The 26,785-nt window shown below is 35.9% G+C and carries 25 protein-coding genes; 22 read left to right on the top strand and 3 right to left on the bottom strand.

Translation table 11 applies throughout. The features are described 5' to 3' along the window. Positions 1-3 precede the first annotated feature (3 nt). From MKY30_RS05015 to MKY30_RS04990, 6 genes are read left to right on the top strand one after another with little or no spacing between them, the layout of a single operon-like run. Complete coding sequence (locus tag MKY30_RS05015) at positions 4-1,656, top strand: PTS system mannose/fructose/sorbose family transporter subunit IID (protein WP_147211353.1); 1,653 nt, start codon at positions 4-6, stop codon at positions 1,654-1,656. Between the two features lie 15 nt (positions 1,657-1,671). Then, positions 1,672-2,118 (top strand): PTS sugar transporter subunit IIA, encoded by a 447-nt coding sequence (locus MKY30_RS05010; RefSeq protein WP_339283659.1) that lies wholly within the window; start codon positions 1,672-1,674, stop codon positions 2,116-2,118. After that, the gene (locus MKY30_RS05005; protein WP_341082960.1) at positions 2,087-2,560 is read left to right on the top strand and encodes a PTS system mannose/fructose/N-acetylgalactosamine-transporter subunit IIB; all 474 of its coding nucleotides are present in this window, start codon (positions 2,087-2,089) and stop codon (positions 2,558-2,560) included. The genes MKY30_RS05010 and MKY30_RS05005 overlap by 32 nt, the downstream gene beginning before the upstream one ends. Before the next feature lie 13 nt (positions 2,561-2,573). Beyond that, a complete protein-coding gene (locus MKY30_RS05000; protein WP_339283655.1) occupies positions 2,574-3,359 on the top strand; it encodes an SDR family NAD(P)-dependent oxidoreductase in 786 nt (261 codons plus the stop codon). Between the two features lie 23 nt (positions 3,360-3,382). After that, entirely contained in the window at positions 3,383-4,114 is a 732-nt protein-coding gene (locus MKY30_RS04995) for a GntR family transcriptional regulator (RefSeq protein ID WP_341082959.1), read from the top strand. Between the two features lie 16 nt (positions 4,115-4,130). Beyond that, the gene (locus tag MKY30_RS04990; RefSeq protein ID WP_341082958.1) at positions 4,131-4,742 is read left to right on the top strand and encodes an AAA family ATPase; all 612 of its coding nucleotides are present in this window, start codon (positions 4,131-4,133) and stop codon (positions 4,740-4,742) included. 328 nt (positions 4,743-5,070) lie between these two features. Here MKY30_RS04990 and MKY30_RS04985 read toward each other — a convergent pair whose 3' ends face one another. After that, positions 5,071-5,757: an RraA family protein gene (locus tag MKY30_RS04985; protein WP_341082957.1), complete on the bottom strand. Its 687-nt coding sequence runs from the start codon at positions 5,755-5,757 to the stop codon at positions 5,071-5,073. Positions 5,758-5,778: 21 nt separating this feature from the next. Then, complete coding sequence (locus MKY30_RS04980; RefSeq protein ID WP_341082956.1) at positions 5,779-6,711, bottom strand: hydroxyacid dehydrogenase; 933 nt, start codon at positions 6,709-6,711, stop codon at positions 5,779-5,781. A gap of 143 nt (positions 6,712-6,854) precedes the next feature. Here MKY30_RS04980 and MKY30_RS04975 point away from each other — a divergent pair, with 143 nt between their 5' ends. Then, positions 6,855-7,718 carry a LysR family transcriptional regulator gene (locus MKY30_RS04975; protein ID WP_341082955.1) on the top strand — a complete coding sequence of 288 codons (864 nt, stop codon included), beginning with the start codon at positions 6,855-6,857 and terminating at the stop codon, positions 7,716-7,718. 34 nt (positions 7,719-7,752) lie between these two features. Here MKY30_RS04975 and MKY30_RS04970 read toward each other — a convergent pair whose 3' ends face one another. Beyond that, complete coding sequence (locus tag MKY30_RS04970; RefSeq protein ID WP_341082954.1) at positions 7,753-9,081, bottom strand: 2-hydroxycarboxylate transporter family protein; 1,329 nt, start codon at positions 9,079-9,081, stop codon at positions 7,753-7,755. Between the two features lie 1,113 nt (positions 9,082-10,194). On the opposite strand from MKY30_RS04970, the gene MKY30_RS04960 reads away from it, so the two are divergent. From MKY30_RS04960 to MKY30_RS04895, 15 genes are all read left to right on the top strand, one after another. Then, complete coding sequence (locus MKY30_RS04960; RefSeq protein ID WP_341082952.1) at positions 10,195-12,189, top strand: BglG family transcription antiterminator; 1,995 nt, start codon at positions 10,195-10,197, stop codon at positions 12,187-12,189. After that, a complete protein-coding gene (locus MKY30_RS04955; RefSeq protein WP_341082951.1) occupies positions 12,167-12,640 on the top strand; it encodes a PTS sugar transporter subunit IIA in 474 nt (157 codons plus the stop codon). Before MKY30_RS04960 ends, MKY30_RS04955 begins: the two co-directional genes overlap by 23 nt. A 1-nt stretch (position 12,641) precedes the next feature. After that, entirely contained in the window at positions 12,642-12,920 is a 279-nt protein-coding gene (locus MKY30_RS04950) for a PTS sugar transporter subunit IIB (protein WP_077602637.1), read from the top strand. 23 nt (positions 12,921-12,943) lie between these two features. After that, the gene (locus MKY30_RS04945) at positions 12,944-14,296 is read left to right on the top strand and encodes a PTS galactitol transporter subunit IIC (RefSeq protein WP_147211340.1); all 1,353 of its coding nucleotides are present in this window, start codon (positions 12,944-12,946) and stop codon (positions 14,294-14,296) included. A gap of 185 nt (positions 14,297-14,481) precedes the next feature. Continuing rightward, positions 14,482-14,700: a hypothetical protein gene (locus MKY30_RS04940; protein ID WP_147211339.1), complete on the top strand. Its 219-nt coding sequence runs from the start codon at positions 14,482-14,484 to the stop codon at positions 14,698-14,700. Position 14,701: 1 nt separating this feature from the next. Continuing rightward, a complete protein-coding gene (locus MKY30_RS04935; protein ID WP_147211338.1) occupies positions 14,702-15,622 on the top strand; it encodes a 1-phosphofructokinase family hexose kinase in 921 nt (306 codons plus the stop codon). Continuing rightward, on the top strand, positions 15,622-16,269 hold the full coding sequence (locus tag MKY30_RS04930) for a class II aldolase/adducin family protein (RefSeq protein ID WP_147211337.1): 648 nt from the start codon (positions 15,622-15,624) through the stop codon (positions 16,267-16,269). Before MKY30_RS04935 ends, MKY30_RS04930 begins: the two co-directional genes overlap by 1 nt. Positions 16,270-16,464: 195 nt before the next feature. Further along, positions 16,465-17,094 carry a class II aldolase/adducin family protein gene (locus tag MKY30_RS04925; RefSeq protein ID WP_341082950.1) on the top strand — a complete coding sequence of 210 codons (630 nt, stop codon included), beginning with the start codon at positions 16,465-16,467 and terminating at the stop codon, positions 17,092-17,094. Positions 17,095-17,656: 562 nt separating this feature from the next. Beyond that, positions 17,657-19,432, top strand: a complete 1,776-nt coding sequence (locus MKY30_RS04920; RefSeq protein WP_341082949.1) for a sigma-54-dependent Fis family transcriptional regulator — start codon at positions 17,657-17,659, stop codon at positions 19,430-19,432. A gap of 262 nt (positions 19,433-19,694) precedes the next feature. Continuing rightward, positions 19,695-20,570 (top strand): 4-hydroxy-tetrahydrodipicolinate synthase, encoded by an 876-nt coding sequence (dapA, locus tag MKY30_RS04915; RefSeq protein ID WP_445667732.1) that lies wholly within the window; start codon positions 19,695-19,697, stop codon positions 20,568-20,570. Positions 20,571-20,600: 30 nt separating this feature from the next. Next, positions 20,601-21,770: an iron-containing alcohol dehydrogenase gene (locus MKY30_RS04910; protein WP_341082947.1), complete on the top strand. Its 1,170-nt coding sequence runs from the start codon at positions 20,601-20,603 to the stop codon at positions 21,768-21,770. Between the two features lie 239 nt (positions 21,771-22,009). Continuing rightward, positions 22,010-22,141 (top strand): four-carbon acid sugar kinase family protein, encoded by a 132-nt coding sequence (locus tag MKY30_RS24095; RefSeq protein ID WP_445667731.1) that lies wholly within the window; start codon positions 22,010-22,012, stop codon positions 22,139-22,141. A 479-nt stretch (positions 22,142-22,620) separates the two neighbouring features. Beyond that, positions 22,621-23,571, top strand: a complete 951-nt coding sequence (locus MKY30_RS04905; RefSeq protein ID WP_341082946.1) for a phosphoglycerate dehydrogenase — start codon at positions 22,621-22,623, stop codon at positions 23,569-23,571. 601 nt (positions 23,572-24,172) lie between these two features. Next, the gene (locus tag MKY30_RS04900) at positions 24,173-25,501 is read left to right on the top strand and encodes an SLC13 family permease (protein ID WP_341082945.1); all 1,329 of its coding nucleotides are present in this window, start codon (positions 24,173-24,175) and stop codon (positions 25,499-25,501) included. A gap of 128 nt (positions 25,502-25,629) precedes the next feature. Continuing rightward, positions 25,630-26,730, top strand: coding sequence for a sialidase family protein (locus tag MKY30_RS04895; protein ID WP_341082943.1), 1,101 nt, complete (start codon positions 25,630-25,632; stop codon positions 26,728-26,730). The last annotated feature ends 55 nt before the right edge of the window (positions 26,731-26,785 follow it).

The following is a 26,785-nucleotide window of genomic DNA, read 5'->3' as shown; positions in this document are numbered from 1 at the left end:
CAAATGGTTTTATCGGGGATATTGATAGCTTTACTGGCAACATTAGGACAATGGTGGTTTTTCGGGCCTATCACAAAATGTCTGGTATATCCATTAGTAACAGGGACGCTTGTCGGAGTATTTATGGGCGATCCGATGGTGGGAATGTTAGCCGGAGCAAATATACAATTGATTTATCTGGGCTGGATTTCCGCAGGCGGGACAATGCCCAGCAATACAATCGTTGCAGGTGTATTCGGTACAGCTATGACATTATTATCTGGAGCAGAGCCTACACTGGCTATTACATTTGCTATACCATTCAGTATGTTTGGCTTATTGTTAAACCAGGTGTATATGACTGTAAATGCTGCATGGATTCATCGGGCAGATAAATTGCTGGAAAAAGGTAATCTGCGTGGAGTGCGGCTGATGAATTATGTACCTTCGTTTTTTGTAGCTTTTATATTATATGGTGTGCCGGCATACTTATTGGTTGTTTCAGGAAGCAGCTGGGCACAGAATTTAATAGAAACTGTTCCCGAAAGTGTTATCAGTGCTTTAGAGGTTGTCGGGGGAATCATGCCAGCTCTTGGTATTGCCATGCTTTTGAATTATTTAGGAAAGAAAAAGCTTCTTCCATGGTTTATCGGCGGTTTCTTCCTTACTGTATACTCCGGCCTGGGAATAACGGGAGTCTCAATATTCGCAGCGGTTATAGCTATTATCTTATATTATAATAGCAGCAAGCCTGCAGAAGAAAAGAAAGGAAAAACAGTAAAACGGCTGACTGTAGATAAAAAAATCAATCCAGTTACCGTTACTGGCGATGCAAATGCGATACAGCCGGCAGAGGAATATACGAAGAGGTTATCGAAAGCGACCTTGGTTAAAACATGGTTATGGTCTACCTCTGCAGAATCTTGTTATAATTATGAGAGATTACAAGCCTTGGGATCTGCCAATCTCATGTTAACACCGATACGAAAATTATATGATACCAAGGATGAGCAAGTAGAAGAGCTGAAAAAGTATATGATCTTTTATAATACGGAGCCTCATACAATTGGCCCGATTATTAACGGTATAGCTTGTTCGATGGAGGAAGCACGTGCCAATGGGCAGGATATAGGTGAAAATGATATTAATTCAGTGCGGACAGGACTAATGGGACCTGTAGCTGGTATTGGAGACACGGTGATGCAAGGAATTCTTTTCCCTGTTATCTTCGGGATTGGCGTTTCGCTGGCCTTGGAAGGAAGTTATCTAGGTCCAATTCTGGCAGTGTTAATTTTTGAATTACTCATTTATGGATGCGGTTACATGATGTTCTTCACTGGATATAAGCAAGGAAAGACATCATTGCTTAAAATACTGAAAAGCGGGACGATTGATCGTATCATTAATTCCTTCAGCATAGTGGGATTAATGGTAGTCGGAGCTTTAGCAGCCAGTCTGGTCAAAGTGATGACACCTTTATCAATAGATATTGGAGAAGGAACGACCACCTTTCAAAGTGTTTTAGATTCCCTTGCACCGGGATTGATCCCGTTAGGAATTACACTATTTGTCTGGTGGATGTTGAAAAGAAAAGTCAATACTGGCTGGATTATACTGGCAATATTCGTACTGGGGATTGCCGGCTATTATTTAGGGATTTTAGGATATAACGGATAACAATGAGGTGAATGTATGGTCAATGTTATATTAATCAGTCATGGAGCTTTTTGCCAAGGTTTATTACAAAGCTTAAAAATGGTGGCAGGAGAGGACTTTGGCGTTAAAGCGGTCTCTTTAAATGAAGGAGAAGCGCCGGAAGAGTTTAGGATAAAGCTGGCGGAGGCCATCAAAGAGAATCATACAGATAGTGAACAAGAAACAATTATATTATCTGATATTCCAGGAGGCACTCCTTTTCAAAGTGCGGCATATTTGGCGAAGCAGTATAAGATCGGTTTAATTTCAGGGATGAATTTACCGATGCTGCTGACGCTGTGTTTTGAAAAATCACGAGATAAAAGCTTAGAAGAATTGGTTAATAAAGTAACAAGTGAAAGCTCATTAGGTGTTCAGGCGAAATTATTTAAAGAAGGGGAGAAAAGTAAACGTGAAAAACTTAGTGTTGACAAGAATCGATGATAGGCTTATCCATGGGCAGGTTATGACAGCCTGGATAAAAAACAGAGGAGCAGATCAAGTAGTTATTGTAGACGATGACACGGCTAATGATGAATACATGATTGAAGTGCTTGAAATGGCTGTGCCGGAAGAAATAGCAATCGGCATTTTTACAAAAGAGGATGGCGTCCGATTTTTTGAGCAGGGTTTAGATGCACCCACTATCCTGCTGGTAAAAGGCCCGAAAGTATTAAATTATTTAGTGGATAACGGTATTAATATTGATGAAATAGACGTAGGAGGAATGGGAGCAAGAAAGGATAGGACCGTTTTATATAAAAATATTTCAACAAACGGTGAAGAAAAGGAACAATTTAATGAGCTCCTGGACAAAAAGGTAAATGTATATATACAGGTGATGCCGCAGGATAATCCTGTCAGTATTTCCGAGTACTTGAGATAGGCAGTGTGAGCATATGAATACAGAGAGATTAGACGGAAAAGTATTTGTAATCACTGGTGGAAGCAGTGGCATGGGAGCAGCACTGGCTAAAGATTTTTGTAATAGAGGTGCAAAGGCAGCAATCTTTGATCTAGATGAAGCAAAAGGAACAGAAGTCGTTGAAGAGATAAGAGCTTCAGGAGGAAGTGCCGAGTTTTTTCCGTGCGATGTGACAAGTAAAAAGCAGATTCATGAGCGGGCGAATGAAGTGGAGGAGAAACTGGGATTGATTACTTCGTGGATTAACTCTGCTGGAGTCTCTCAAATGAAACCATTTCTTGAAAGTGAAGAGGAATTTTGGGACTTAACCTTAAATGTAAATCTGAAAGCGACATTTTTATGCTGCCAGGTTGCAGTAGAAAAAATGTTGGAAAACGGGGGCGGGGAAATCCTGAATATGGCTTCCCTGTCCGGGAAAAAAGCCAGCTCCTGGCAGACGGTATATTGCGCAAGTAAATTTGGAGTCATAGGATTAACACAGTCTATTGCAAAAGAATTCGCCGACAAAGGCATTCGTATAAATTCCCTCTGTCCAGGTATTGTTCATACAGAGATGTGGGAAAAATTAAAATATGATTATGCAAAAAAAAGGGATATTGAACCAGATGAAGTAATGGATTATTTTAAGAAAAATATTCCGATGCATCGACTGGTAGAAATAAAAGATGTAATAAACGCTGCCATATTTCTTTTAACGGATAATTCAAGTTATTTAACTGGTCAATCTATTAATCTGGCAGGTGGTGAATGGATGGATTAGTAGATGGCCAGGGAGGTTGGAATATGAATAAATTAGATTTCAGTGGAAGAGAACAATTATATTATCAAATATACAGTTTATTATTTCAGGATATCATGAATGGGAAATATCGTGTCGGTGATATGATTCCTGCTGAAAGTGAACTGATGGAAAGCTACCATGTGAGCAGAGCAACTGCCAGAAAAGCAATGGAGATGCTGGTAAACGACGGATTAGTCAAAAAAAGAAGAGGAATAGGAACATTTGTTACAGCTTTGAAACCTAAAAATGATTTGAACAGAGTAATCAGCTACAGTAAGAAGAATCAGGCGGATTCAACAATAGTAAGTAAGCATACGATTGATGTGAATATTCAGCCGGCAGATGATGAACTTGCATTAAGACTGAAGGTTGAGGTAAATACTCCTTTAATTTGCTTGAAGAGGTTACGGTGCGCAGACAAAGAACCGTCCTATCTGGAATTAAATTATTACGAGTATAACTTTGTTCCAGAAGTATATAATCGGGACTTTTCAAAAGAGTCATTGAGAGCATTCTTGAAAAACTTTTATAATATACAATGGTCCTATGCTCAACAGGAAATTTATTCTATTCTGGCTGAAGAGAAGCTGGCCGATCTTCTTCAGGTAGATATAGGCAGCCCTATCATTCAAATAAAACGTGTCTCCTATGATATTAATAATGTGCCCAGAGAATTTGTTTCCACATTTTACAGAGCAGACAGGCATCACCTAGAAATCGAGCTATCTATATGAGTAAAGGATAGATAAAATGAGTCAACTTATTTTAATAGGCGGTTATCCTGGAACAGGGAAGACCTATTTATCAAAAAAAATACAACAGAGGTTTCCTATTTTTCAAATGTTATCATTGGATGAAATGAAGGAGGAGAATTGGGATTTGTTCGGGTTTAATAACCTGGAGGAAAAAGAAGTACTTAATAAAAAAAGTGTTGATGACTATTACACAAAAATGGAGGAACATTTTCAACAGAGGGATTATGTGTTATCAGATTATCCGTTCAGTAAAAAGCAAAAGAACCGTTTGGAATATCTGGTTCAACATTATAATTACCAAGTAATGACCATTCGTCTGACAGCGGATTTAAATGTTTTATTCGACAGACAGAAAAAAAGAGATCTGGAGGATGACAGGCACCCGGGGCATTTACTGACGGTATACCATAAAGGAGATGTGCTTTCTGAGGGTCTGCGAAGAGATAATTTGCTGGAGTATAGCGAGTTTGTAGAAAGATGTAAAACGAGAGGATATGATTGTTTCTCTCTTGGATATTTATATGAGATGGATGTTACTGATTTTGCGGATATTGATTATGCAGGATTGTTTTCAAGGATTTCGGGGTGCATTCAAGCAGATGAATAATTTTTGGATTTACCATGTAATATCTTAAATATTGATAGAGAGATGGAAAGCAACGATGTAAAAGATTGTTTTCGTCTGTAATTGCGTGTTATAAACGCATATTCTATAAAAAAAAGCCCTTGTCTTTTTTTATCACAACTATCGAGATTTAAGTTTAATAAGCTGTATAGGAAAAATCCTATTTATGCTCTTCACTCCTAACAAAAAATAAGGAATGAGGCTGTAGATAATATAAATAGCCCCGTTCCTTATTATTGAAGAAAATACAGATATCATCACACAATATACCGTATAGTTTTAAAAGAAAAGGAGAGAGAATCTTACAAAATTATAAAAACAAGTACCCATCCTCTTTTAATTGTTCACCAACTTGCGTAGCCAGCTTACTGCTCTCCCATTGACCATTTTTTATTTGGGCTAAAGAATTCTCTTCATTGGTTTTTAAAATGGCTACCTTTTCAAGAATCTGACCAGCTTCATTTGGAGGAATTACAACTATCCCGTCCTCATCACCTAATATAATATCGCCTGGATGTACGACTTGGCCTCCGCATGAAATATCAACATTGATCTCACCAGGCCCTTTTTTGTAGGGACCTCTACCTGTAATTCCAGCTGCAAATACAGGGAAATCTTCTGCTAACAGATAATCCACATCACGTACACAACCATCCACAATAAATCCGGCTATTTTTTTGCTTTTGGCATAGGAATACATAATTTCTCCACAGACACTATAATTCATATCTCTGCCAGAATCTACCACAATCACATCACCTGGCTCAGCCATTAACAGGGCTTGGTGGAATAATAGATTATCGGCAAGGGCTGCCTTGATAGTTACAGCCTGTCCAACTATTTTTCTCCCTGTACCTATTGGTCTGATATAAGCGTTCATACTGTATAAGCGCTCCATGCAATCAGATACATTTGCGCTATTACAATGTCGGAATGCTTCTATTAAACTTTCTTCCTTTCTTTGCTTATGATTTATGATACGTTTTCCAATTTTCATAATATGCTTCCTTTCTTTGGCTTAAATTACTCTATATTTCGGTTCTTTATTTTCTAAAACTAACAGTACTTCTTGAACAATAGTTAACCCTACTAATTTTGCCGCTTCTTTAGTGTTTGCTCCAATATGGGGGGTACCAATAAAATTTTCTAAATGAAGTAGAGGATTGGCACCCGTTGGGGGTTCATTTACAAAAACATCGCTGGCAGCAGCAAAGATTTTATTCTCTTTCAGCGCATCGTATAGAGCTGTCTCGTCAACAACTCCTCCTCTGGAAGTATTTATTAAAATGGCATTTGATTTCATATAACTGAGATTATCTTTATTTATTAAATGCTTTGTACCTTTGTTTAATGGGACACTGATAGATACAAAATCTGATAATTTTAAGAGATCATTCAGATTATCTATTTTCTCAATGCCTAGTTCCTCGCATTGTTCTCTACTGATGAGTGGATCGAATGCAATAATTTTCATGTTAAAACCATTTTTAGCTATTCTGGCTGTATTTAATCCAATTTTTCCAGCACCAACTAATCCTAATATTTTTTTGTTTAATTGATAGCCTATAAGATTTTTGGGACCAATCGATGTTAATTGATTATTTTTTCCTTTTTCAAAACTTAAGCTAATTCGGCGTGCTGCATTTGTCATCAATGCAATAATTAATTCAGATACGGATTGAATATTCGCTTCCGGGGTGTAGACTACTTTGACTCCGTGTTCTTTAGCGGCTTCTATATCTATGGAATCATAGCCGACCCCGTGTTTTCCGATTACCTTTAATTTTGGAGCGTTTTCAATAAGCTTGCGAGAAACAGGGAAGGTACGCAGAATAATTGCATCAACCTCACTTATTTTCTCTAAATTATTTGTAATATCAGCGTGTTTTTCTAGAAGTTCTATAGCTTCTTCATCAATATATTCATTAAGAAAGACCTTATATTTTGCCAATAGACACACTTCCCTTCCATCATGTTAGTTGTTATATCTAATTATTCGAATCATAAGATTAGTGTAAATATTATATTTATAATGTAAAATAGATATATAGATTATTAAATAGCATTTTTTTTGATATTAAGGAGGCATTAAAAATGAATTTGAATTTTATCCCGACGTTCTTGACCATTGTCCGAAAAAAGTCTATCAGTGCAGCAGCTGAGCATATGTATGTTGCTCAGACAACTGTAAGTCAACGATTAAATGTTGCCGAAAAAGAGCTGGGCTTTAAATTAATCGAACGCGGCAAAGGAGTGAAGAATGTTGTTTTGACTCCTGCCGGTGAAGAGTTTTTAAGGTTAGCTGAACAATGGGAAAACATTTATAATGACCTGCAAATATTGAAAAAAGATGGTCCAAAGTTAGATCTCAATATAGGATCTATAGATAGCTTTAATACATTCTTTTTGCATAATATCTATAAAGAGATTAATAATACGCCTTCCATATATCTTAATTGTCATACCCTCCATTCCAGTGAAATTTATGCTGGTGTTGATAATAAAACATTGGATATCGGTTATGCTTTGATTCATAGAAACTTTGAAAATGTACATGTCAAGAAATGCTTTGAATCTGATTTGGTACTTATTCGTTCTGGTTCTATTAAAAATGCAACAGTACATCCTTTAGAGTTAGATCCGCAATATGAATTATTTATGCCATGGGGCGAAGAATTTAAAGGATGGCATAATTATTGGTGGGATCCTTTAAGTATTCAAAAAATCAGAATAGACGATATTCATTTGCTGTTAGATATTTTAAAGAATCCAGTTTATTGGGCTATTGTACCTGAATGGATTGCCAAAACATCCAGCCGCAATCATGATGTATCTATTCAACATTTTTCTGAATCTCCTCCACCGTATACTTGCTATGAGCTTACTCATAAAAATCCAAGCTCATCCAAACGTTCTGCTATCGATCATTTTCATACCTATTTTCAAAATGTGAAATAAAGGGAGATGCTGTTCCTGCAGCATCTCTTTTCTACTAAATAGAAGCTACAATCCCCATCACAATAAGCGTTAGTACACCCCCGATACGAGTCGTTACTTGTAAAAATGGATATAGCTGAATTCGATCGCTTGCTTTTAATACAGCTATATCTCCGGTTCCTCCCATATCGGCTAGAGCAAGCCCAGAAATAATGGAGGATTCAATAAAGTAAAAGCCAATTAGCCAGCCGGCAAATCCGGCAATAGTAGCTAAAACAATAACAATGATAGTAACTAAGAACATATGAGATGGATTCAGTATCAAAGAAATAACACGATTAATATCTATTAAACTTGCGCTTATTGCTACAAGTATAGCTGGTACCCAAAGTTTAGTGATCAAGTTAAACCAGACTTCTGCCCCGATATTAATATATTCCGGAAGAATGTTCGTTACTTTTAGGATGGCAGCTATGATAATAATCCAAACAAAAGTATGGAATGTAGGGATTAATTCACTTAAAAGAGAGCCTGATACATATAATCCCCCAGCTATCATCATCCCTATGCCGACATTACGGAGAGATTCTATCAGATTTTTTTCTTTGTTATGCTGGAAATTATTTGCGCTTTTTCGTAGTGGATTTCCTTCCCCGGAAAAACCTTTTACGAACATATTTTTATTTCTTTTTCCTAAATAATTTAATACTGCAGCAAGAAGGATACAAATAATATTAGAGACCATCACAGCTGGAGCCAAAATATCAAAATAATCTGCTGGAGTTCCGCCTAAGTTACTGGCATATATCTCTGATAATGGGATAGCACCTGTTGTTATACCACTGGCCATAATTGGCGCAACCATCATCAGAATAGTGTATTTAAATCCAAATCCGAATACTTGTCCTAAAATACCTGCAACTAATGCTCCCAGTAATATAGTTGCTAATAAAGGAATGAGCATTTTAACCGCTACAGTAATCAGAACTTCCTTCTTAATCCCTAATATACTCCCTACGATTAAGCCAGCTACAATGAAATCTGAGAAACCAAATTGGCTGTAAAAGCTTTCTGCCAGCTCCGATGTATTTTCTGGCAGAATACCTGCATATACTAAGACGGCAGGAAGCAGAATACAGAGAATAGTACCGCCGCCAAAGTCAGAAAAAATAGGGATGACATTACCTATCCAAATCAATAATCCACCTAACCCCATCATAATCATTAAGGATGTAACAATATTTATCGGTATGAGGTCCATATAAAGAGCTGTAAAAGCTGGTAATAATATAATCAAGAATAATGGAAATTTAATCCCGTAGATTTCCTCATGGAAAATACTTTTCTTTTCCAGAGTATTATTTATTTTCTTAGTCTCTGTCATTTCTTCATCTCCTTCTGTCTGAAACAAATAGTTGATTAGATATCCATTTAAATGATAACGCTTTCTTTAGGTTGATCAGCTGATTACTAAATGAAAGATTATTCATACTATTAATCATAATATTAAAATTAATAATGTAAAACGAATAAAAATTGTATTTAATAGCACTTTTATTGCTATATAGAAGTTGAAGTTAATATATTTTTAAGTTTGGAATGTATTATTTAAGCTAGAGATGCTGGTCTATACTAAAAATGAGAAAAGTGTCAATCATAATCCGGGGTAATGCTAAGTTAATATGAAGAATAACTTTATACATTAATAATGATAAGAGTTGTTTAACAGAAAAACCATTGGCAATGAAAAGTAGAATGTTTTTGCAAGTATCTGTATTACACAATGTTACTAGAAGCACAATTTTATGTAAGCGCATTATTTACTGATGTAATTACAATATACAACTTAGATGCAGCTTATTTGTAAAAAATAATTCTTCTATTAGAAAGGAAGATAAAAAATGGGAAGATTACAGGATGCCAACTGGGCCAAATTCAACACATTTCTTTGCCATTTCGTTAAATCTATCATCAGGAATATCTAATTGTGACAGATTTGTCGGCATACCAATTTCACTTAAGAACTTCTCAAAGCGTCTAATTCCTTCTAAAGCAATTGCTTCCTGCTCCGTTACTTTATCCTTTTTTATATAGTACTAGGTTAAAGTAAATACCGTATAAGTTATTATGGTTTCTATGAGACTATCAATTAAATTATTACTAGAAATAAACCGGGCGGGCTGCCCGGTTTTTCTTTTGTGTAAAGAAGAAAGTAGAGCTTTCTTCTAACCTGTATATTTGTGGGGAACTACTTTACCTGAGCTATAGTCATGAATGGAAACCTGATGGATTGAAAAAAATCTTTGCTATCAATCTGCTAGTTCAGTTGGCATAATTACAGGGCATCAGAAGCTAATAAGCTATTCTCTATGAAGAAACAAAAGTCCAGACTTCATCACAAAAATAAAACAGCCAAAATCAAAGTTGTGATGAATAGTCACGTATGGCGAAATATTCTGTCTTATAATGAGGTTGTGCACAAATGGGAGGTGGCGGAATGAAGTACTCAGAGAAACAAATTATAAGTGACTTGTTAAAAGAGAACCATCTCAGCATCCGACAGCTTTTAACTTCTTATAATTTAACCTATGAAGAATTGAAGCAGCTGAAAAGTAAAATCAATTCACAGTTCCATCAAGATATTATTTTAAGCAATGACGAAATTATCTATATTCCCCACAAACACAGTAAAAATATTGCCAGTCATTATCATATTCCCATTGATGAAATGACTCCAATATTCAAACCAGAAGTAAGGAGAGATATAGCATTTTTAAAGATTGCGCTGGATGACAGTGAATATTTATCTTTATTAGAGCTATCAGATCATTGCTTGGCCAGCAAAAATACTCTAACGAATGATATCAAAGCAATTAACAGTGATATAAAAGATGATGGAATTTCTATTCAATACACAAGAAAAGATGGTTTTTATTTAGCGGGAGATGAAGTCAGAATCCGAGCTGAGCTGATTAATATTATAGACAGATTATTTTTATATCCAAACGGAAGGAGTCTTTTAGAAGATAAAGCAATTCATGCCAAAGGTGAATATTTTCTGCTCACGGAGAGAATCAGAAAGCTCGAAAGAAAGATAAACATTACGCTCAGTGATGAATATCTTTCAAAGCTGCCCTATATTATTCTGATCATGATTAAACGGGCAAGCGTTATAAAAGAAGAATGGAGCCTGTCTATTAAGTATCAAGAATTGAATCAGACGAGTGAGTTCAAAAAAATTCAAGAATTATTTTGGGAATATCCCAATTTATCAATGCAGGATTTGACCTATTTATCTTTAATCTTCCTGGGAGCTAATCGAATTGACCTGGATTCAAGTCTCGCAAGTGAAACGGAAGTAGAAGAATTTGTTTTCTTTATTATTAAAAAGCTGGAGGACAGGCTGGCATTCAACTTCCAGGATAATCAATTTAAGAAAAAATTAATGCAGCATCTAAGCCCTGCTTTAATCAGGAAACGATTGGGTTTAACCCTTGAAAATCCTATACAAAAGGACTTTATTAATCGATATTATCCCGTATATGAAGTAATTAAGGAAATTGTAGATGAGTATAAAAAGATAACTCTTAGTGAAGCTGAAATTGTTTACCTTTCTATGATTGTGCTTGGACATATGTATCAGGTCAACAATGATGCTTATCAGAATAATAAAGAAGTCACAGCAATTGTCGTATGTCAGAGTGGTCACTCCATATCTGAATTAATGAATGTACAGCTGAAGGATATGTTCCCAAATATCAATTTCCTGGGAACATATAGCGAGCGGCGATTTTATCAGGAGAATCCAGATATCGATATTGTTTTTACTACCGCTCCGCTTCAGACAGATAAGAAAATTTTTGTTATGGTCAATCTTTTCGATGAAAAAAAGCGAAAAGAATTTATCAATAAGGTAGAAAACCATATTGTTGCCAATCCAAGTATTAAAACAAAACAATTAATGAATTTTCTGCGTGACGTCATACCAGAAGAAAAGTTTGAGGATATCAAGGAGAAAGCACATCGTTTCTTTCAGGATGACAAAGAAAATACAGATACAAGCTATTCAATTTTAAGACAGGAACAGGTCAGCATTGTCCACGTGAATAATATTTTTGAAATGGCGCAAATTGGCTTGGAGAAAATGCAGGAACGAAAATCCATTGCACCTGCGTATACAGGTGCAGCCTTGCACATCTTCAAACAGAAATATGAATCTATGCTGATTGGTCCGGAAGTCTACTTGCCTCATGCACATCATAACGATGGTGCATATTGTGAAGACTTTCAGCTTGTGGTCAATCCCAGGATAAAAACTTGTGTTTTATGTTTATCTCCTAATAAAGATAACTCTCATGTGAAAAAATTATTACAGTTAAATAGTCTTTTTATGGATATTGAGTTTATGGATACTTTATATAATTCTACCGATAAAGACGCATTTAAGCTCATCGAAAGGAGATGCAAAGATGGAATTCAAGAGCTTATTTAGCTCCAGATTAATGAAATTGAATCACCCTTATCCAAGCAGGGAAAAGCTTTTTGAAGAGGTAGCTCAGGACCTAGTGTCACAGGGATATGTAAAAGGTTCTTATCAGGATGCCCTGATTCAAAGAGAGCGTAGTTTTCCTACCGGTTTAAGAACAAATTACTGTAATATTGCTATCCCGCATACGGATGCTGTTCATGTAAAAACTCCTTTTATTTACCTTGTTCAACTGCAGGATGAGCTGAAATTTCAAAACATGGGAAACGCCAGTGAGGAATTAAGTGTAAAGCTTATTTTCTTCCTTGGAATTACAGAACCGAAGAACCAGACGGTATTGCTTTCAACCTTAATGGAGCTTTTCCAGACAGAGGAGTTCTCCAAAATAATTTTTGAGGAAAAAGATACAAAACAGCTTGAGAAAAAACTAAATACTTTTTTAACAGGAGGAAATTAAAATGAAAAATGTTATCGTAGCTTGCGGAAGTGGTGTAGCAACAAGTCAGACAGTAGCTTCAAAGGTAAAAAGAATTTTAGATGAAAATAAAATCAAAGCAAATGTTGAGGCAGTCGATATTAAGTCTCTAAACAGCTATATTAAATCGGCGGATGTCTATATTTCTATTACAAAGGGTGGTAAAGAATATGATATTCCAATGTTAAACGGGATTGCTTTCCTGACTGGTATGGGGATTCAGGAAGAGACAGAAAAGCTGATTCAAATCCTTAAAAATTAAAATGTAAAGGAAGGAGAAGACAGATGGACTTTTTGCAAAATATTGTTGAATATATTTTAGACATGGGTGCTCCCGTGTTTGTCCCTTTAATTATGCTAGTTATCGGACTCATTGCACGGATGAAGTTTAAAGATGCGTTAAGCGCAGCAATCATTTTTGGAGTAGCCTTTTCAGGTATGTCATTAGTTGTTGATTTTATGCTGGCTTCCATCAGTCCTGCTGCGCAATCATTTGCTGAAAATACAGGTATTAATTTAAATGCCGTTGACGGTGGATGGACGACAGCTGCAGCCATTACTTGGTCGTGGCCTTTAGCATTTCTTATGTTCCCAATTACGGTAGGGATTAATATTGTTATGCTGGCCTTCAAACTGACTAAAACACTTAATGTAGATATGTGGAATGTATGGGGAAAAATATTCACTGCCATTTTGGTTATGTTTCTTTCCGGCAGCGTGGTTTTAGGTTTCGTTGTTGCCAGCATCCAGGTTATTATCGAGCTGAAGATCGGCGACATCTGGGGAAAGGAAATAGAAGATCTTACTGGAATACCAGGAGTTACTGTACCACACCATATGACAATTATTGCTTCGTTACTTTACCCAATCGATAAATTAATGGACAAAGTACCTTTCCTAAATAAAAAGATGGATGCAGAGGCATTAAGAGATAAGCTTGGCGTATTTGCGGAAAACCACATTATGGGTGGTCTCATAGGCTTCTTATTGGGGCTGGCAGCAAACTATGGAATACAGGATTCACTTGTTTTAGGTATTCAAGCTGCCACAGCTTTAACTTTATTTCCAATGGTTTCTAAGTTGTTTATGCAAGCGTTGTCACCTATTTCCGACGCAATTTCAGAGTTTATGAAGAGGCGTTTTGGTGATAGAGAGATATTTATTGGTTTAGATTGGCCGATTCTAGCGGGCAGGAACGAAATTTGGGTATCTGCAATCGTTATTATCCCTGTATTGCTGTTGTTCTCCGTCATATTACCGGGAAATGCTGTATTGCCGTTTGGGGGTATCGTTAACCTTTCAGTATGTGTTGCAGTAGTCCTGCTGACTAGAGGAAACCTTGTGAGATCCATTATATACGGGGTCATTACAGCGCCTGTTTTCTTATATATTTCCACATACTTTGCCCCTTATATAACAAGGCTGGCAAATGAAACGGGTTCGGTAAATGTAGAAGCCGGAAGTATGTTGACATGGAGCACAATTGAAAATGGTGAATTTAAATTAGTGTTTGCGAATGCAATGGCTGGAGAATGGTGGGGAATCTTAGGGGCCATCGTCTGGCTTGGACTGTTCATCATATTCTATTTTGGAAGAAAGAGAGATAATGAAAAATATTTTAATGAAGCAGAAAAATAATATAAGAGGATGTTCAAAAAGTCACCAAATGATAAGCGGCGAATCTCTGCGTTGACGTGTTCTTTCCGATACTCACGTATTTGGAAGCATACGCTCCGTTCGTAAAAACCACGTCGCCTTGATCTTCTTGCTTCTAATTTACCGACTTTTTGAACCCATAATATAAACATGAAAGAGTGAGACCATTGAATTTTATTTTAAAATCGAAACTGTTTTGGTCCTTTATGGTTGTCTTAGCGTTTCTGCTAATGGTAATTGGTTTCTTCACAAAAGATTTAAGTATGTGGGTTACGGCTTTTATTATTAGCATTCTAGTGAAGTTATATGCAGAGGATATTTTATTCTCAGCATATAAAAATAGATTAGGGAAGATGAGAGAAAAGCTGGCAAGAAAGGAGGGATAATTTGATTTATACAATTACACCAAATCCGGCAATAGACAGAATTGTTTACCTTGAGGGTGATCTGACTCCTGAAAAAAACAATATAACCAAAGAAAGATATGTTGATCTTGGCGGAAAGCCAACTCATGTATCAGCTATATTGGAACAGCTTGGAGATACACCTAATAGGGCCACCGGATTTTCAGGAGAGTTAAACAAAGCAGAGTTAGTATCCATCTTTGATAAATACCACATGAATCATGAATTTATCAACATACCTGATCAACGAACCAGGGAAAGTATTATTGTGATTAATAACAGCGGCGGCAGCTATATGATAACAGAAAGAGGATTAAAGGTTTCAGATAGCGATAAAGCAAAACTGTATTCATATATCAAAGAAAACATTCATTCGGAGGATATTGCTGTTGTTGGAAAGCCGGCACAAGGATTTTCTGTTGAGGATTTCAGGTATCTTATTCGCCTGTTGAAAGAGCAAAATGCTTATGTTGCATGTGATGTGGCAGGTGAGTACTTGACTGTAGCTATCGAGGAAAAGATAGATTTTATTAAACCAAATAAGCACGAGATGAATGATTTATTTCCTGGAGATGAGCCGATCCATCAAAAGTTTAACCGTATTTGCGAAAAAGTGCCAAATGCGGTATGCAGTTTAGGCTCTGAAGGTGCATTGTATAAAGTCGAGAACACATTCTATCAGGCTGTCCCTCCTAAAGTCGAGGTTCAGAGTGATACAGGAGCAGGGGACGCATTTGTGACCGGTTATATTTATGGTGTTGCCAATGGATATGATATTTCAGACAGGGTTAAGTGGGGAATTCTCTGTTCTGCCAGCAAAGTACAGCATTACAGCAGCTGTCAAATTAATAAGGAAGACTTTAATTTTATTGAAAATAATTTAAAAATACATGAGGTGATATAATGCTATATTCAGAAGAGAGAAAGAAAATGTGTGAGATTGTAAAGACCATGTTTGATAGATTTCAAACGAATGCGGCCGGTGGAAATCTCAGTTTAAAGGTTAGTGATAAACATTTTATTATGACACCTACTTTAATGTCTCAAAACTACCGCTGTGATTTAAGTCCATTTCAAATTTTAGTAGTAGATAAGGAATTAAATATTATCGAGGGTGAAGGAAGACTGACAAGAGAAATCAATATGCACATGGCTTGTTATGAAGAGAATCCTGCTATTAACTGTGTTATTCATGCGCATGCAAAAGAATCTATGGTTTGGGCAAGCATGGGGAAAGATATGCCAAATATTACAGAAGCTACTCAAAAAATCGGTGATATCCCATGTTTAGACTATCGGCCGGCAACTTCTCCGGAATTAGCAGCTTTAGTCAGAGACACAATTGCAGAACGGGATGCAGATAAAATACCTGCCGGACTATTATTAGAAAGACATGGTCTGGTGGTGGCAGATAAGTCATTGGAAAAAGCATACGATATGGTTGAAAGAATAGAATACAATGCTTATGTTGCTTACAAAATGTATCTTCTTTCAAAAGTTGGCGAGAATATCGATTTTCAGAAGGACTATCATTATAATTTGGATGAATAAAACAAAAGCGTTTTTTGTATACTCATTTGTATATGAAACAATAGATTTTATTATCGATATCATTAGATTAGTGAGTTACAGCTTTAATAATTCCTCTACATTCAAAGAAATTTCGCGTGGAAGTGGAGGAATTTTCAAGGAGCCTATTCAAAAAGCAAACAAATTTAAGTAAAAATGAAAGAAGTGAAAAAGATAATGTCTATTCAAAATGAAATAGTAAAAATAGCAAAGCAGTGCTATGAAACAGGACTGGTAGTGGGGACAGCTGGAAATGTAAGTGTGAGAGAAGGAGATATGATGTACATTACACCTTCTGCACTTCCTTATAATGAAATGACAGAGGAAGATGTATTGAAAGTAGATCTTACAACAGGAAAAGTCATAGAGGGCAATCGTAAACCATCCTCTGAAACACCAATGCATACCAATATCTATTTACAAAAAAAAGAAATAAAAGCGATTGTCCACACGCATTCTACTTATGCAACTATTTTTGCTTGTGCACATAAAGCTATTCCTCCGGTCCATTATGTCATTGCAGATATTGGCAGAGAAGTTTCTGTGGCGCCATACGCCAGATATGGATCTGAATCGCTTGCCGGGTATGCTGTAGAGACATTGGGAGATGCAAACGGTGTACTGTTAGCTAATCATGGAGTTGTAGCTGTCGGAGATACATTAGCTGATGCATATAGAAGGGCTGAAGCCATTGAAGAGCTGGCCTTACTTACCTATGGAAGTCATGTATTGAATAGTGTCAATCCATTGACGGAAGAAGAGCTTGATGAAGCATTAGAAGGTTTTAAAACGTATACTAGTAACTGAGGGAAGACAAACAAATTTTGAAAACAGATATAAAGGACAAACATTTACAAGCAGCAATTTTTTAATGAGACTGTGATTATTCACTTCATTAAAAATTGTTGCTTGTTGTATATATACGGATGATTGACCGAGAAAATCGATGCATGTAGAGGTTGTTTAAAAAATGTTTAGACAGAAGTATCTTTTCAATCTATGGAATAAAATAATGAATATTAGAATCATTCGTTTCATTCCATAGGTTTTAAATTCATTAGTGAAAGCATACAAGAGAAAGCAGAAGAATTAATTCATCATAGCAGAATTTATCAACATTTCGATAAAGCAGCTCCGACCGCAGCACCCTTTTCTGCTTGGCCAATTTGATTAAAAATATATAGAAGAAACACATCGGTATTTGAAATTGTACATAAGGAAAGGTAGTAGGAATTTTGGTTGATAAAATTAAGTTTTAAACTTAATTTTATATTTAAGCTGCCGCTTTAAGTACTAATTTAATACCTGCCAGCGATTAGTTTTGTTATAATTAAACTGTGTGTTTAAATTCGCAACAGGTGGTGGTAGTATGAAGGTTGTGGCTATAGCTCCGTATAATGGATTAAAAGAAGTAATTCGGTCTGTGAAAAATAAAATGAATCATATAGATATGGATATAGAAATTGGAGATTTAGAGGAAGGTGTGAAATTAGCTAAAGAAGCAGAAGCTAATGGAGCGGATATTATTATAAGCCGTGGCGGAACTGCCCGATTAATACAAAAAAATGTGAAGGTACCTGTCATTGAAATAGAAGTATCGGCTTATGATTTGCTAAGAGTATTTACTTTAATTAAAGACAGTGACGAAAAGAAAGCGATAGTAGGCTTTGGAAATGTAATTGAGAGTGCAAAAACCATTTCAAATTTAATTGACGTGGAGATTTCTGCTTATACGATTGAGCATGAAAAAGATGTTGTACCTAAATTAAAGGAATTACAGAGAAATGGCTATCAAATCATTGTTGGAGACACCGTTACTGTTCACTATACCGAAATACTGGGGTTAAACGGGATTCTTCTTACATCTGGAAAAGAAAGTGTTCAGAAGGCCATTGATGATGCTGTTAAATTTGAAAAGGTTTATGTACCTAAAAAGAATAAACAGATCCTACCTAAAGCTCTGCTGGATCAGCATGAGAAGGCTTTCCTTATAATGGATAAATATGGGGAGATTGTTTACAGGAATCACCAAGCTCAAAAAATAGAGGGAGCAATAAGTGATGATAAGCTGAAAAGATGGATAAAGGAACTTGCAGCTCATAAAGAGTTAAAAACATTATTGAAATATAAAAGAAATTTACTATTAATACATGGTTATTTCATATCCTTTGATCATTTGGAATTAATTTGTTTAGAAATTACTATTGAGAACAAGCAGAGACTTTCTCTAATAAATGGATTAAAGATTACTAACACATCCAGTAATAACTCTTTGCAAACACTGAATTGGTTTACTGCAAATAATAATATAATGAAAGATGCTATCTCTAAAGCCAAGACCTTTACGTTAAAAGATGAAAATGTATTAATCTATGGAGAGGCTGGAACAGGTAAAGAGCAGCTTGCCAGCCTTATGCATATTGGCAGTAATCGATCTTCCTATCCTTTCCTTGTGATTGATTGTGAAGTGATTGATTCTAATGGCTGGAATCAAATATTTAAGTACCGAAGCAATGATTTAGGAATCATTTTTAATAATTTAAGCGGTACCATTTATCTTAAGAAAATAGATAAGCTATCAATAGCTAATCAGAAGCTGCTATTGGAGTTTTTAGAAAGAGATGAGCCCAAACCTCGTTTTATATCTTCCTCTATTGCGAATATAGACCAACAAGTAAATGCAGAATTATTTTTGTATGAATTGTATTTAATATTAAGTCCGTTGAAAATTCAAATTCCGCCGTTACGAGAAAGGAAAGAGGACTTTGAAACATTGGTCAAGCTGTTTATAAATAAATTTAATTATGAGTATGGAAGAGAAATAGCTGGTATACGTCAAGAGGCACTGCAGCTATTGCAGAAGAAGGTTTGGACCCGGAATATAGATGAGTTAATACAATTTATGAAAGAAATTATTTTACTAGCTAAAGGCCCATTCATTAATATAGAAGATGTTGCGAGTGCAGAAGAAAAGCATGAATTAAAATTTCCTGTTATAACAGACATTCCTATGGATAAAACGCTAAAAGAGATAGAATTAGCTATTATCAAAAAAGTTTTTAAAGAAGAAGATGAGAATCATTCACAAACAGCGAAAAGGTTAGGTATAAACCGTTCTACGCTCTGGCGAAAATTAAAAGATTAAGAATTCAGTATGAAAAAATTAACAAGAGATAAACTCCTCTTACGGGTATGATCATTACAAAATCATACCCGTTTATCTTTGAGAAAATTTCGCTTTATTAATTATTTTCTTTTTATCATTACCAAAATAAATCTATGCTCTGTATGTTTAAAAATAAAACAATGAAATTTCGAGTTGCATTTTAAAACTCTTTGTAATATACTCTCATTAAGAAAACGCTTTAATGATAGTAATTGTTGCAAAAACAAACACATGGGGGTATTTGATGTTATCAGGAATTATACCAGCAATGGTAACACCGTTAAATCATGAACAACAGGTTAATGAAGCAGTCGTGCCTGCTTTAGTGGATAGATTAATTGCTGCAGAAGTTTCGGGGTTGTTTATCTTAGGAACAAATGGTGAGTTTCATTTGCTTACGCAAGAAGAAAAAATCAAATTTACCAAAAAGGTGATAAATGAAGTTAATGGCAGGGTTCCTGTGATTGTGGGAGTTGGGGGAAACAGTACCAAAGAAGTGATAGCGCTTTCCGAAGAGGTAGAAAGAGCCGGGGCAGATGCTTTATCCGTAATTACTCCATTTTTTGTTATTCCTGATCAAGCAGAAATGATTGATCACTATAAAGCAATTGCTGAAAACACTAATCTCCCGGTCATGTTATATAACATACCTTCTAAAACAGGAGTTAATCTAGATAAAGAAGTTGTTGCAGAGCTGGCTAAGGTGTCAAATATTGTAGGTCTCAAGGATAGTAGCGGGGACCTTGGAAATATAAAAGGATACATCGATGCTACGCTGAATGAAGACTTTGATATTATATGCGGCACAGATTCGCTCATTCTGGATGCTTTGGAAGCAGGCGCAACAGGAGCTGTAGCAGCAACTGCAAATGTAGTCCCTGAAATAGTGAATGCGATTTATAAGAATTGGAAAAATGAAAAACTAGATGAAGCAAGAGAACAGCAAAATAGATTAAGCGAATTAAGAAAATCTTTTCAATATGGAACGCTGCCGTCAGTGCTGAAAAAGCTGGTAGAACTGTCTGGTACGCTAGTAGGTCCACCAAGATTACCTGTAAAAGAAGTGTCTGGTGAAGTAGAAAGCAAGCTGATAAAAATAATAGGGTCCTATAAATAAATTTGAAGGAAAGGAGAGGAAAGATAAAAAATGAGTAAATTATATCAATTTCAAACAGCAAATCATATTATTTCTGGAAAAGATGCTATCCAACAAACGGGTGAACATTTAAAGATTCTTGATATTAAAATAAAAAAAGCTCTAATCATAGCTCAACCGTCCATGATTAGATTGGGATTTGTAGATAATATAAAGAAACAGTTAGAGAAAGAAAACATCGAAGCAGACGTTAATACGGATATTCTTCCTGAACCGACTGCAAATAATATTAACGAAGTATTTCAAAGCATTTCAAAAAATAAATATGATGTCCTTATTGGAATAGGCGGCGGAAGTGTTTTGGATGCAACAAAAATACTTTCTATTATGATCACGAATACTGGGACAATAGAGGATAAATTAGGAACAGATTTAGTTGATAATAAAGGTATTCCGACTGTGTTAATACCTTCAACAGCCGGAACAGGTTCCGAAGTAACTCCAAACGCGATTGTTACATTACCTGATCAAGAATTGAAAATTGGGATGGTAAGTAAATACCTATTGCCGAATTTGGTTATTTTGGATCCGGTATTGACGCTTAGCCTGCCTAAGCATATTACGGCAGCAACAGGAATGGATGCTTTTACACACGCCTTCGAATCTTTTATTTCCAATAAAGCCAATCCTATTAGTGATATGTTTGCTTTAGAATCAATAAGACTGATTTCAGACAGTATTGTAGAAGCCTATGAAAATGGTTCTGATATAGTGGCCAGAGAAAAAATGCTTGTGGGATCCATGTATGGCGGGATGGCATTAACCAGTGCCGGTACAGCTGCAGTTCATGCTTTGGCATATCCTTTGGGAGGAAAGTTTAATATTCCGCATGGTGTAGCTAATTCCATGCTGCTTCCGCATGTAACAGAATTTAATTTAGATTCTATAATCAATAAAATGCATTCAGTAGCTGATGCAATGAATCTGGTTACTACTAAGTTGGATAAGGAAGAAATAGCTGAAGCTGTAATCGATAAAATCCGTGAATGGACGAGAGTATTAGAGATTCCCCAAGATTTAAAGACATACGGTGTTTCTGAATCACATCTAAATGAAATATCTATTGCTGCTTCTAAAGTAACACGCCTGTTAAATAATAATCCTAAAGAAATGAGTTTGCATGATATAGAAGAAGTTTATAGGAATTTATTAGAGAAGTAGAGATGACAGCTTAATAAAAATTTCCATTATAGGATTTAACAGGAGCATGCGATACAGGAGTGCAATTAGTCAATTTCGATTTATAAGTAACGGTTACATACAAAGCAAGAAAAATTACAAGCAGATGCCATTATTTATAAGACAGATAGCAGATCTATGAAGAAACAGCAGGTATATTTCAAAGTGAAAGAAATATGCCAAGAAATTAAGGAAGAATCATTCGATATGATCTATAAAAAATAGATGTAACAATGCAGGGAAATGTTGGCAGTGAATTAAATGCTCTATACAATGAATTCACTCCTGATTTTGTATTCATCACTCCTGCTCATCTAAGTAATGGGAGGGGTGTGCAGGATGGTGTGCATTAACTCCGTGGAAAGGAATTAATCGAGACAAAAGCAGTTAAAGATCTTAAAACGTCCGTAAACGAATTAAATATAAAAAAATTATCCAGAAAGATGCAGAAAAAACAGTGAAGTATTTGAATGGTGAAGATTCTAATAGGGTATTTAAGGTTTTTGGATTCGGAATATTCGGTAATTTTATGTAGATCAGCAGGATCAATGAATTACTTGCCAAAAAATTAGGCTATAAACTAAAAAAGTGAAAATACATTATCATACTATGATTCTCCGGCTTTATTTGTAGTAGGAAGCATTAGTGAAATGGGAAGAGAACAATTAAATCATCTTTAAGAAAATACGAATATTACAGAGTTTGAGCTGATGCTGTAGAAATAATAAAAGGAGGAAAAGAGAAAGAATGTGAAAGAGACCAAAGTAATTAGTCTGAAAAAAGGTATTTCAGCTATTGAATTAGTTCTGTTACAACAGGGAGGACCAGAAAAATGAAAGTAATATGTACATCACCATCTTTTGCTAAGCATTCAAATGAACCTTTAGAAAGATTACAAAAAGAAGGGTGTGAATTGATTCGCGTAGCGGCAGATATATCAGAAGAAGATTTTATTAAACGTGCACAAGGAGCGCAAGCAGCGATAGTAGCTTTTAATCAAATTAATGAGAACGTATTATCGCAATTGCCTAAATTAAAAGTTGTAGCTAAACATGGGGTAGGGGTAGATAATATTGATTTGGAAGCTGCCGCCAGATATGGAGTAATAGTAACAAATGTACCAAACGCAAATAAGCATGCTGTAGCAGATTACAGTTTTAGCTTAATGCTGTCATTAGCCAGAAAAATTCCTGAGGGAAATTCGAAAACAAAGAATGGTGTATGGGAATCTCTTTTCGGAGCCGATATTTATAAAAAAACAATCGGTATTATTGGCTTGGGGGCTATTGGAAAAGAAGTCGCTAAAAGGGCGGAAGGATTTTCGATGGATGTTATTGCCTATGACCCTTTTATAGATGAGGTATATAGTACGGAAAATAATATCCGATCCGTTTCTCTTGATGAATTGCTTCAAAAGAGCGATTTTATAACATTACATATGCCGCTTTTAGAAGAAACGAGGCACTTAATAACAACACCACAATTAAATTTAATGAAAGAAAGTGCGTATTTAATCAATGCTTCCAGAGGAGGCATTGTAGATGAATCGGCTCTATATAAAGCGCTTCAGTCAAATAAAATAGCAGGTGCTGCTTTAGATGTATTTGAAACAGAGCCGTTAATTAATTCGCCGTTATTCTCTTTAGATAACTTTATAGCTATGCCTCATGTAGCAGGCTATACACCCGGTGCTGTAAATATTCTAAGTAATACCTGTGTTGACCAGGTTACGGCTATATTAAAAGGTGAAGGTAATGTGGATTATGTGGTTTCTGGTTCTTAAATAGCCTGGGGGAGAGAAGCTTAAAAGGATTTTAGGAAAGCGTAGTAATCATAGTCCAGAATCAATTGAATTATGAGCATAGTATACTTAGTAAGCAATGAGGGGACAGATTTCATAGAAATAACCATAATCTCTGGGTTTCTGGCAAAACTCAAATCTTTGTCTCGGTTGTTATTTCAACTAAACGATTTGAACGCTATAAATCGTCAGTGGTTGTTAAGGCGCCAAACGGAGAAACTTCCTTATTGAAATAGCGAGCACTTAGCAGATTCGTGATTAGTCGTGTTATTTCACGATGGAAAGGTTTATGTCATCAGGAGATATTTGGAGTATTGTGCGTGTTTAATTGGATTTTCCAGAAATTAATAGACCTCTTCCGGTGTATGAGAGTTCCAGTTTTTTAGACGGGCACTCGGTCAAAATCTATCTTTCATACACAGGATACCATAAATTTATATTTTCACATTATTTTCAAATTGGCCCGTTAGATACGTAGCTGGATTTGTTGAAAACTTGAATACAGATAATTAATTGATAGAGCGAAAGGAAAATTTATTTAAAAGTAAGGGTTGTTGGTATAACTGTTAATGGAGGTAAAAATATGGATTCAAGTTATATTGCAATAATCATAACGATTATCACGATTATTTTGTTTATTACTAACAAATTACCAATGAGCATTTCAGCGATGATCGGTTCTGTAGCAATGGGAATTTTAATTCCTGAAATGGAATTATCGGCTGTGTATGCTGGTTTTAGTGCTCCAGGATGGATCATGGTAGTAGGAATGCTTATAGTTAGTGATGCTCTTTTTCAAACAGGAATTGCGGAAAGAATCGGAAAAAAGATAGGTAATAGTTTCCTGGCTAAAACGGAGAGACGTTTTATTGTAAGCGTGTCCATAATTGTGACAATAATGTCAGCATTTATGAGTAATAATGGCACTGTTGCCATTTGGATACCTATTATTGCAGCTGTAGCGGCGGGCTCTATGGGAGCGATTCGTTCAAAAATGGTAATTTTTGTAGCGGGAACTGCAGCGGTTATAGGTGGAGGAAGCACTTTGATTGGATCGACTTCACAGCTTTCAGCAAACGCTATTCTTCAAGGTTACGAAGGTTATGAAGCCGGAATGGGTGTATTTGATATGACGATAGTAATGCTCCCTGCTGCTATTATTCAAGTTATCTATTGGGCTACTATTGGATACCCAATTCTTAAATGGGCATTGAAGCCTGAGAACCCCGACTTTAATAAAGATAATGCTTATGTTACTACCTCAGAAGACTTGAACGAAGATAAATATAGTGATGTTCCAAAATGGAAAGGAAGTGTTGCTCTTTATGTCATGGTTCTGTGTATTATTCTCTTTTTGATAAGCAGCTTCCCTCCTTTTAATAACTACTTAAATATTGGGATAATTGGGATGATCGGAGCAGTAATTGTTATTGCTACTGGAACTGTGAAGGTCGGAAGTGCTTTTTCTAATTTGCCTTGGAATGTATTAATTACGATAGGTGCCATTTCAGGACTCGGAACAGGATTAGAAGCTTCTGGCGGAGGAGACCTTATTGCTAATTCCGTTTTACGTGTTTTTGGAGGAGAGAAAGCCTCAATTATAACTCTGACGGTAATAATTGTAGTATTGACTAGCGTCTTAACAAACTTCATGCAGAATAATGCAACAGCCGCAATGCTTACGCCTATAGTAATTTCTTTGGCTTTCTCTCTAGGTATTAGTCCACTCCCATGGGTTATTGCTGTTGCAGCTTGTTCTAATTTGGCAATTGCTACGTCTTATGGTACAGCTGTTAATCTGCAAATACTTCCAGCGGGGTACAAGTTTATGGATTTTGTTAAAATTGGTGGCCCATTACTTATTTTACTGATAATCACAGTAAGCATCAGTACTAGGTTATTTCTTTTTTAATTCGAAGTATGGAATAGACGGTTAATGTGGGTCCATTATGGCACATAGGAAAAATATCTTTTGCTAGTATTTCGGTTTAAAAAAAGCAGGGACTGGCTCCCAAATAACAGAAAAAGGAGAGGGTATAAATGACAAAATTGAGAGCTTTTGATTTTGAAGCCGATATTCCAACTCTGCATCCACATAATCACGCATCTAACCTGCATCAGTTAGACAATGGAGATTTGTTATGTGTATGGTTTAGCGGATCACGGGAAGGGAGGCCGGATATTTCTATCGTGTGTTCTAGGCTTAAAAAAGGAAAACAAAAATGGAGTACACCTGTTGTTTTATCCAATGATGCAGGACGATCAGAGCAGAATCCAGTTCTCTTTAAAAATACAAATGGAGAGCTGTGGTTAATCTACACAGCGCAACATAATGTGCATCAAGAATCATCAGTAGTGCGCTACAGAGTATCTAGTGATCAAGGCTATACATGGAGTGAAATAAAGACATTATTTGATAAGCTGGGCACATTTGTGAGGAACCCACCTGTCATTTTAGAAAACCATGTATTAGTATTACCTGCTTATTATAGTTTGAAGTCAAGTAAAGGATTTTTAGGAAATGATTTCAGTGTTGTAAAAATATCCATGGACCACGGAAAGACTTGGGGTGAATATGAAGTGAGGAATAGTGAGGGACTGGTTCATATGTCAATTGTTCCAGGTGCTAATGGAGGTTTGATTGGATTCTTTAGAAGCAGAAAATCTGATTATATTTATAGATCAATATCCACAGATGGAGGAAAGAATTGGACTACGCCAAAACCGACAGAATTAATGAATAATAATGCTTCTATTCAAGCGGTCAAGTTAAAAAATGGGAACCTGGCTATTGTGTTTGATGATGTGAATGTTGAAATTGCTCCGCCAGCCGAGAATAGACCGCCGTGGTTTGACAAAAGTGATATGGATAAGGTGGGTGTAGATAAAAGTGTTGTAAAGCAAGAGTCTATCTGGGGTGTTGAAAGAAACCCGTTATCTATTGCTATTTCAGAGGACGATGGACAAACATGGAAATATAAAAAAGAAATCATGGTCCGGGAAGATGTATCAGAGGAGAAGCCGGAATTTTCCTATCCGTCTATTAGTCAGTTAAGTAATGGAGAAATTCATATTACTTTTACTTTTTTAAGGCAGTATATAAAGCACGTTGTTATTAAAGAGAACGCGATTAAAAATTAATTGTTATCTGTTTCAGCTTTTGAAAAATTGGCAAAAGGATTTAAAAGGCTAAAAA

Origin of the sequence: Oceanobacillus sp. FSL W8-0428, from assembly GCF_038004405.1 — a bacterium.
Taxonomy (GTDB): Bacteria; Bacillota; Bacilli; order Bacillales; family Amphibacillaceae; genus Oceanobacillus; species Oceanobacillus sojae.
This window is presented reverse-complemented; position numbering and strand designations above follow the sequence as displayed.

Coding starts and splice junctions, on each gene's coding strand:
- MKY30_RS04975 (WP_341082955.1), top strand. CDS start 6,855: ATGAATTTGAATTTTATCCCGACGTTCTTGACCATTGTCCGAAAAAAG.
- MKY30_RS04950 (WP_077602637.1), top strand. CDS start 12,642: ATGAAAAATGTTATCGTAGCTTGCGGAAGTGGTGTAGCAACAAGTCAG.
- MKY30_RS04930 (WP_147211337.1), top strand. CDS start 15,622: ATGCTATATTCAGAAGAGAGAAAGAAAATGTGTGAGATTGTAAAGACC.
- MKY30_RS04960 (WP_341082952.1), top strand. CDS start 10,195: ATGAAGTACTCAGAGAAACAAATTATAAGTGACTTGTTAAAAGAGAAC.
- MKY30_RS04955 (WP_341082951.1), top strand. CDS start 12,167: ATGGAATTCAAGAGCTTATTTAGCTCCAGATTAATGAAATTGAATCAC.
- MKY30_RS04920 (WP_341082949.1), top strand. CDS start 17,657: ATGAAGGTTGTGGCTATAGCTCCGTATAATGGATTAAAAGAAGTAATT.
- MKY30_RS04910 (WP_341082947.1), top strand. CDS start 20,601: ATGAGTAAATTATATCAATTTCAAACAGCAAATCATATTATTTCTGGA.
- MKY30_RS05015 (WP_147211353.1), top strand. CDS start 4: ATGGTTTTATCGGGGATATTGATAGCTTTACTGGCAACATTAGGACAA.
- MKY30_RS04945 (WP_147211340.1), top strand. CDS start 12,944: ATGGACTTTTTGCAAAATATTGTTGAATATATTTTAGACATGGGTGCT.
- MKY30_RS04985 (WP_341082957.1), bottom strand. CDS start 5,757: ATGAAAATTGGAAAACGTATCATAAATCATAAGCAAAGAAAGGAAGAA.
- MKY30_RS04905 (WP_341082946.1), top strand. CDS start 22,621: ATGAAAGTAATATGTACATCACCATCTTTTGCTAAGCATTCAAATGAA.
- MKY30_RS04970 (WP_341082954.1), bottom strand. CDS start 9,081: ATGACAGAGACTAAGAAAATAAATAATACTCTGGAAAAGAAAAGTATT.
- MKY30_RS04995 (WP_341082959.1), top strand. CDS start 3,383: ATGAATAAATTAGATTTCAGTGGAAGAGAACAATTATATTATCAAATA.
- MKY30_RS05010 (WP_339283659.1), top strand. CDS start 1,672: ATGGTCAATGTTATATTAATCAGTCATGGAGCTTTTTGCCAAGGTTTA.
- MKY30_RS04895 (WP_341082943.1), top strand. CDS start 25,630: ATGACAAAATTGAGAGCTTTTGATTTTGAAGCCGATATTCCAACTCTG.
- MKY30_RS04900 (WP_341082945.1), top strand. CDS start 24,173: ATGGATTCAAGTTATATTGCAATAATCATAACGATTATCACGATTATT.
- MKY30_RS05000 (WP_339283655.1), top strand. CDS start 2,574: ATGAATACAGAGAGATTAGACGGAAAAGTATTTGTAATCACTGGTGGA.
- MKY30_RS04990 (WP_341082958.1), top strand. CDS start 4,131: ATGAGTCAACTTATTTTAATAGGCGGTTATCCTGGAACAGGGAAGACC.
- MKY30_RS04925 (WP_341082950.1), top strand. CDS start 16,465: ATGTCTATTCAAAATGAAATAGTAAAAATAGCAAAGCAGTGCTATGAA.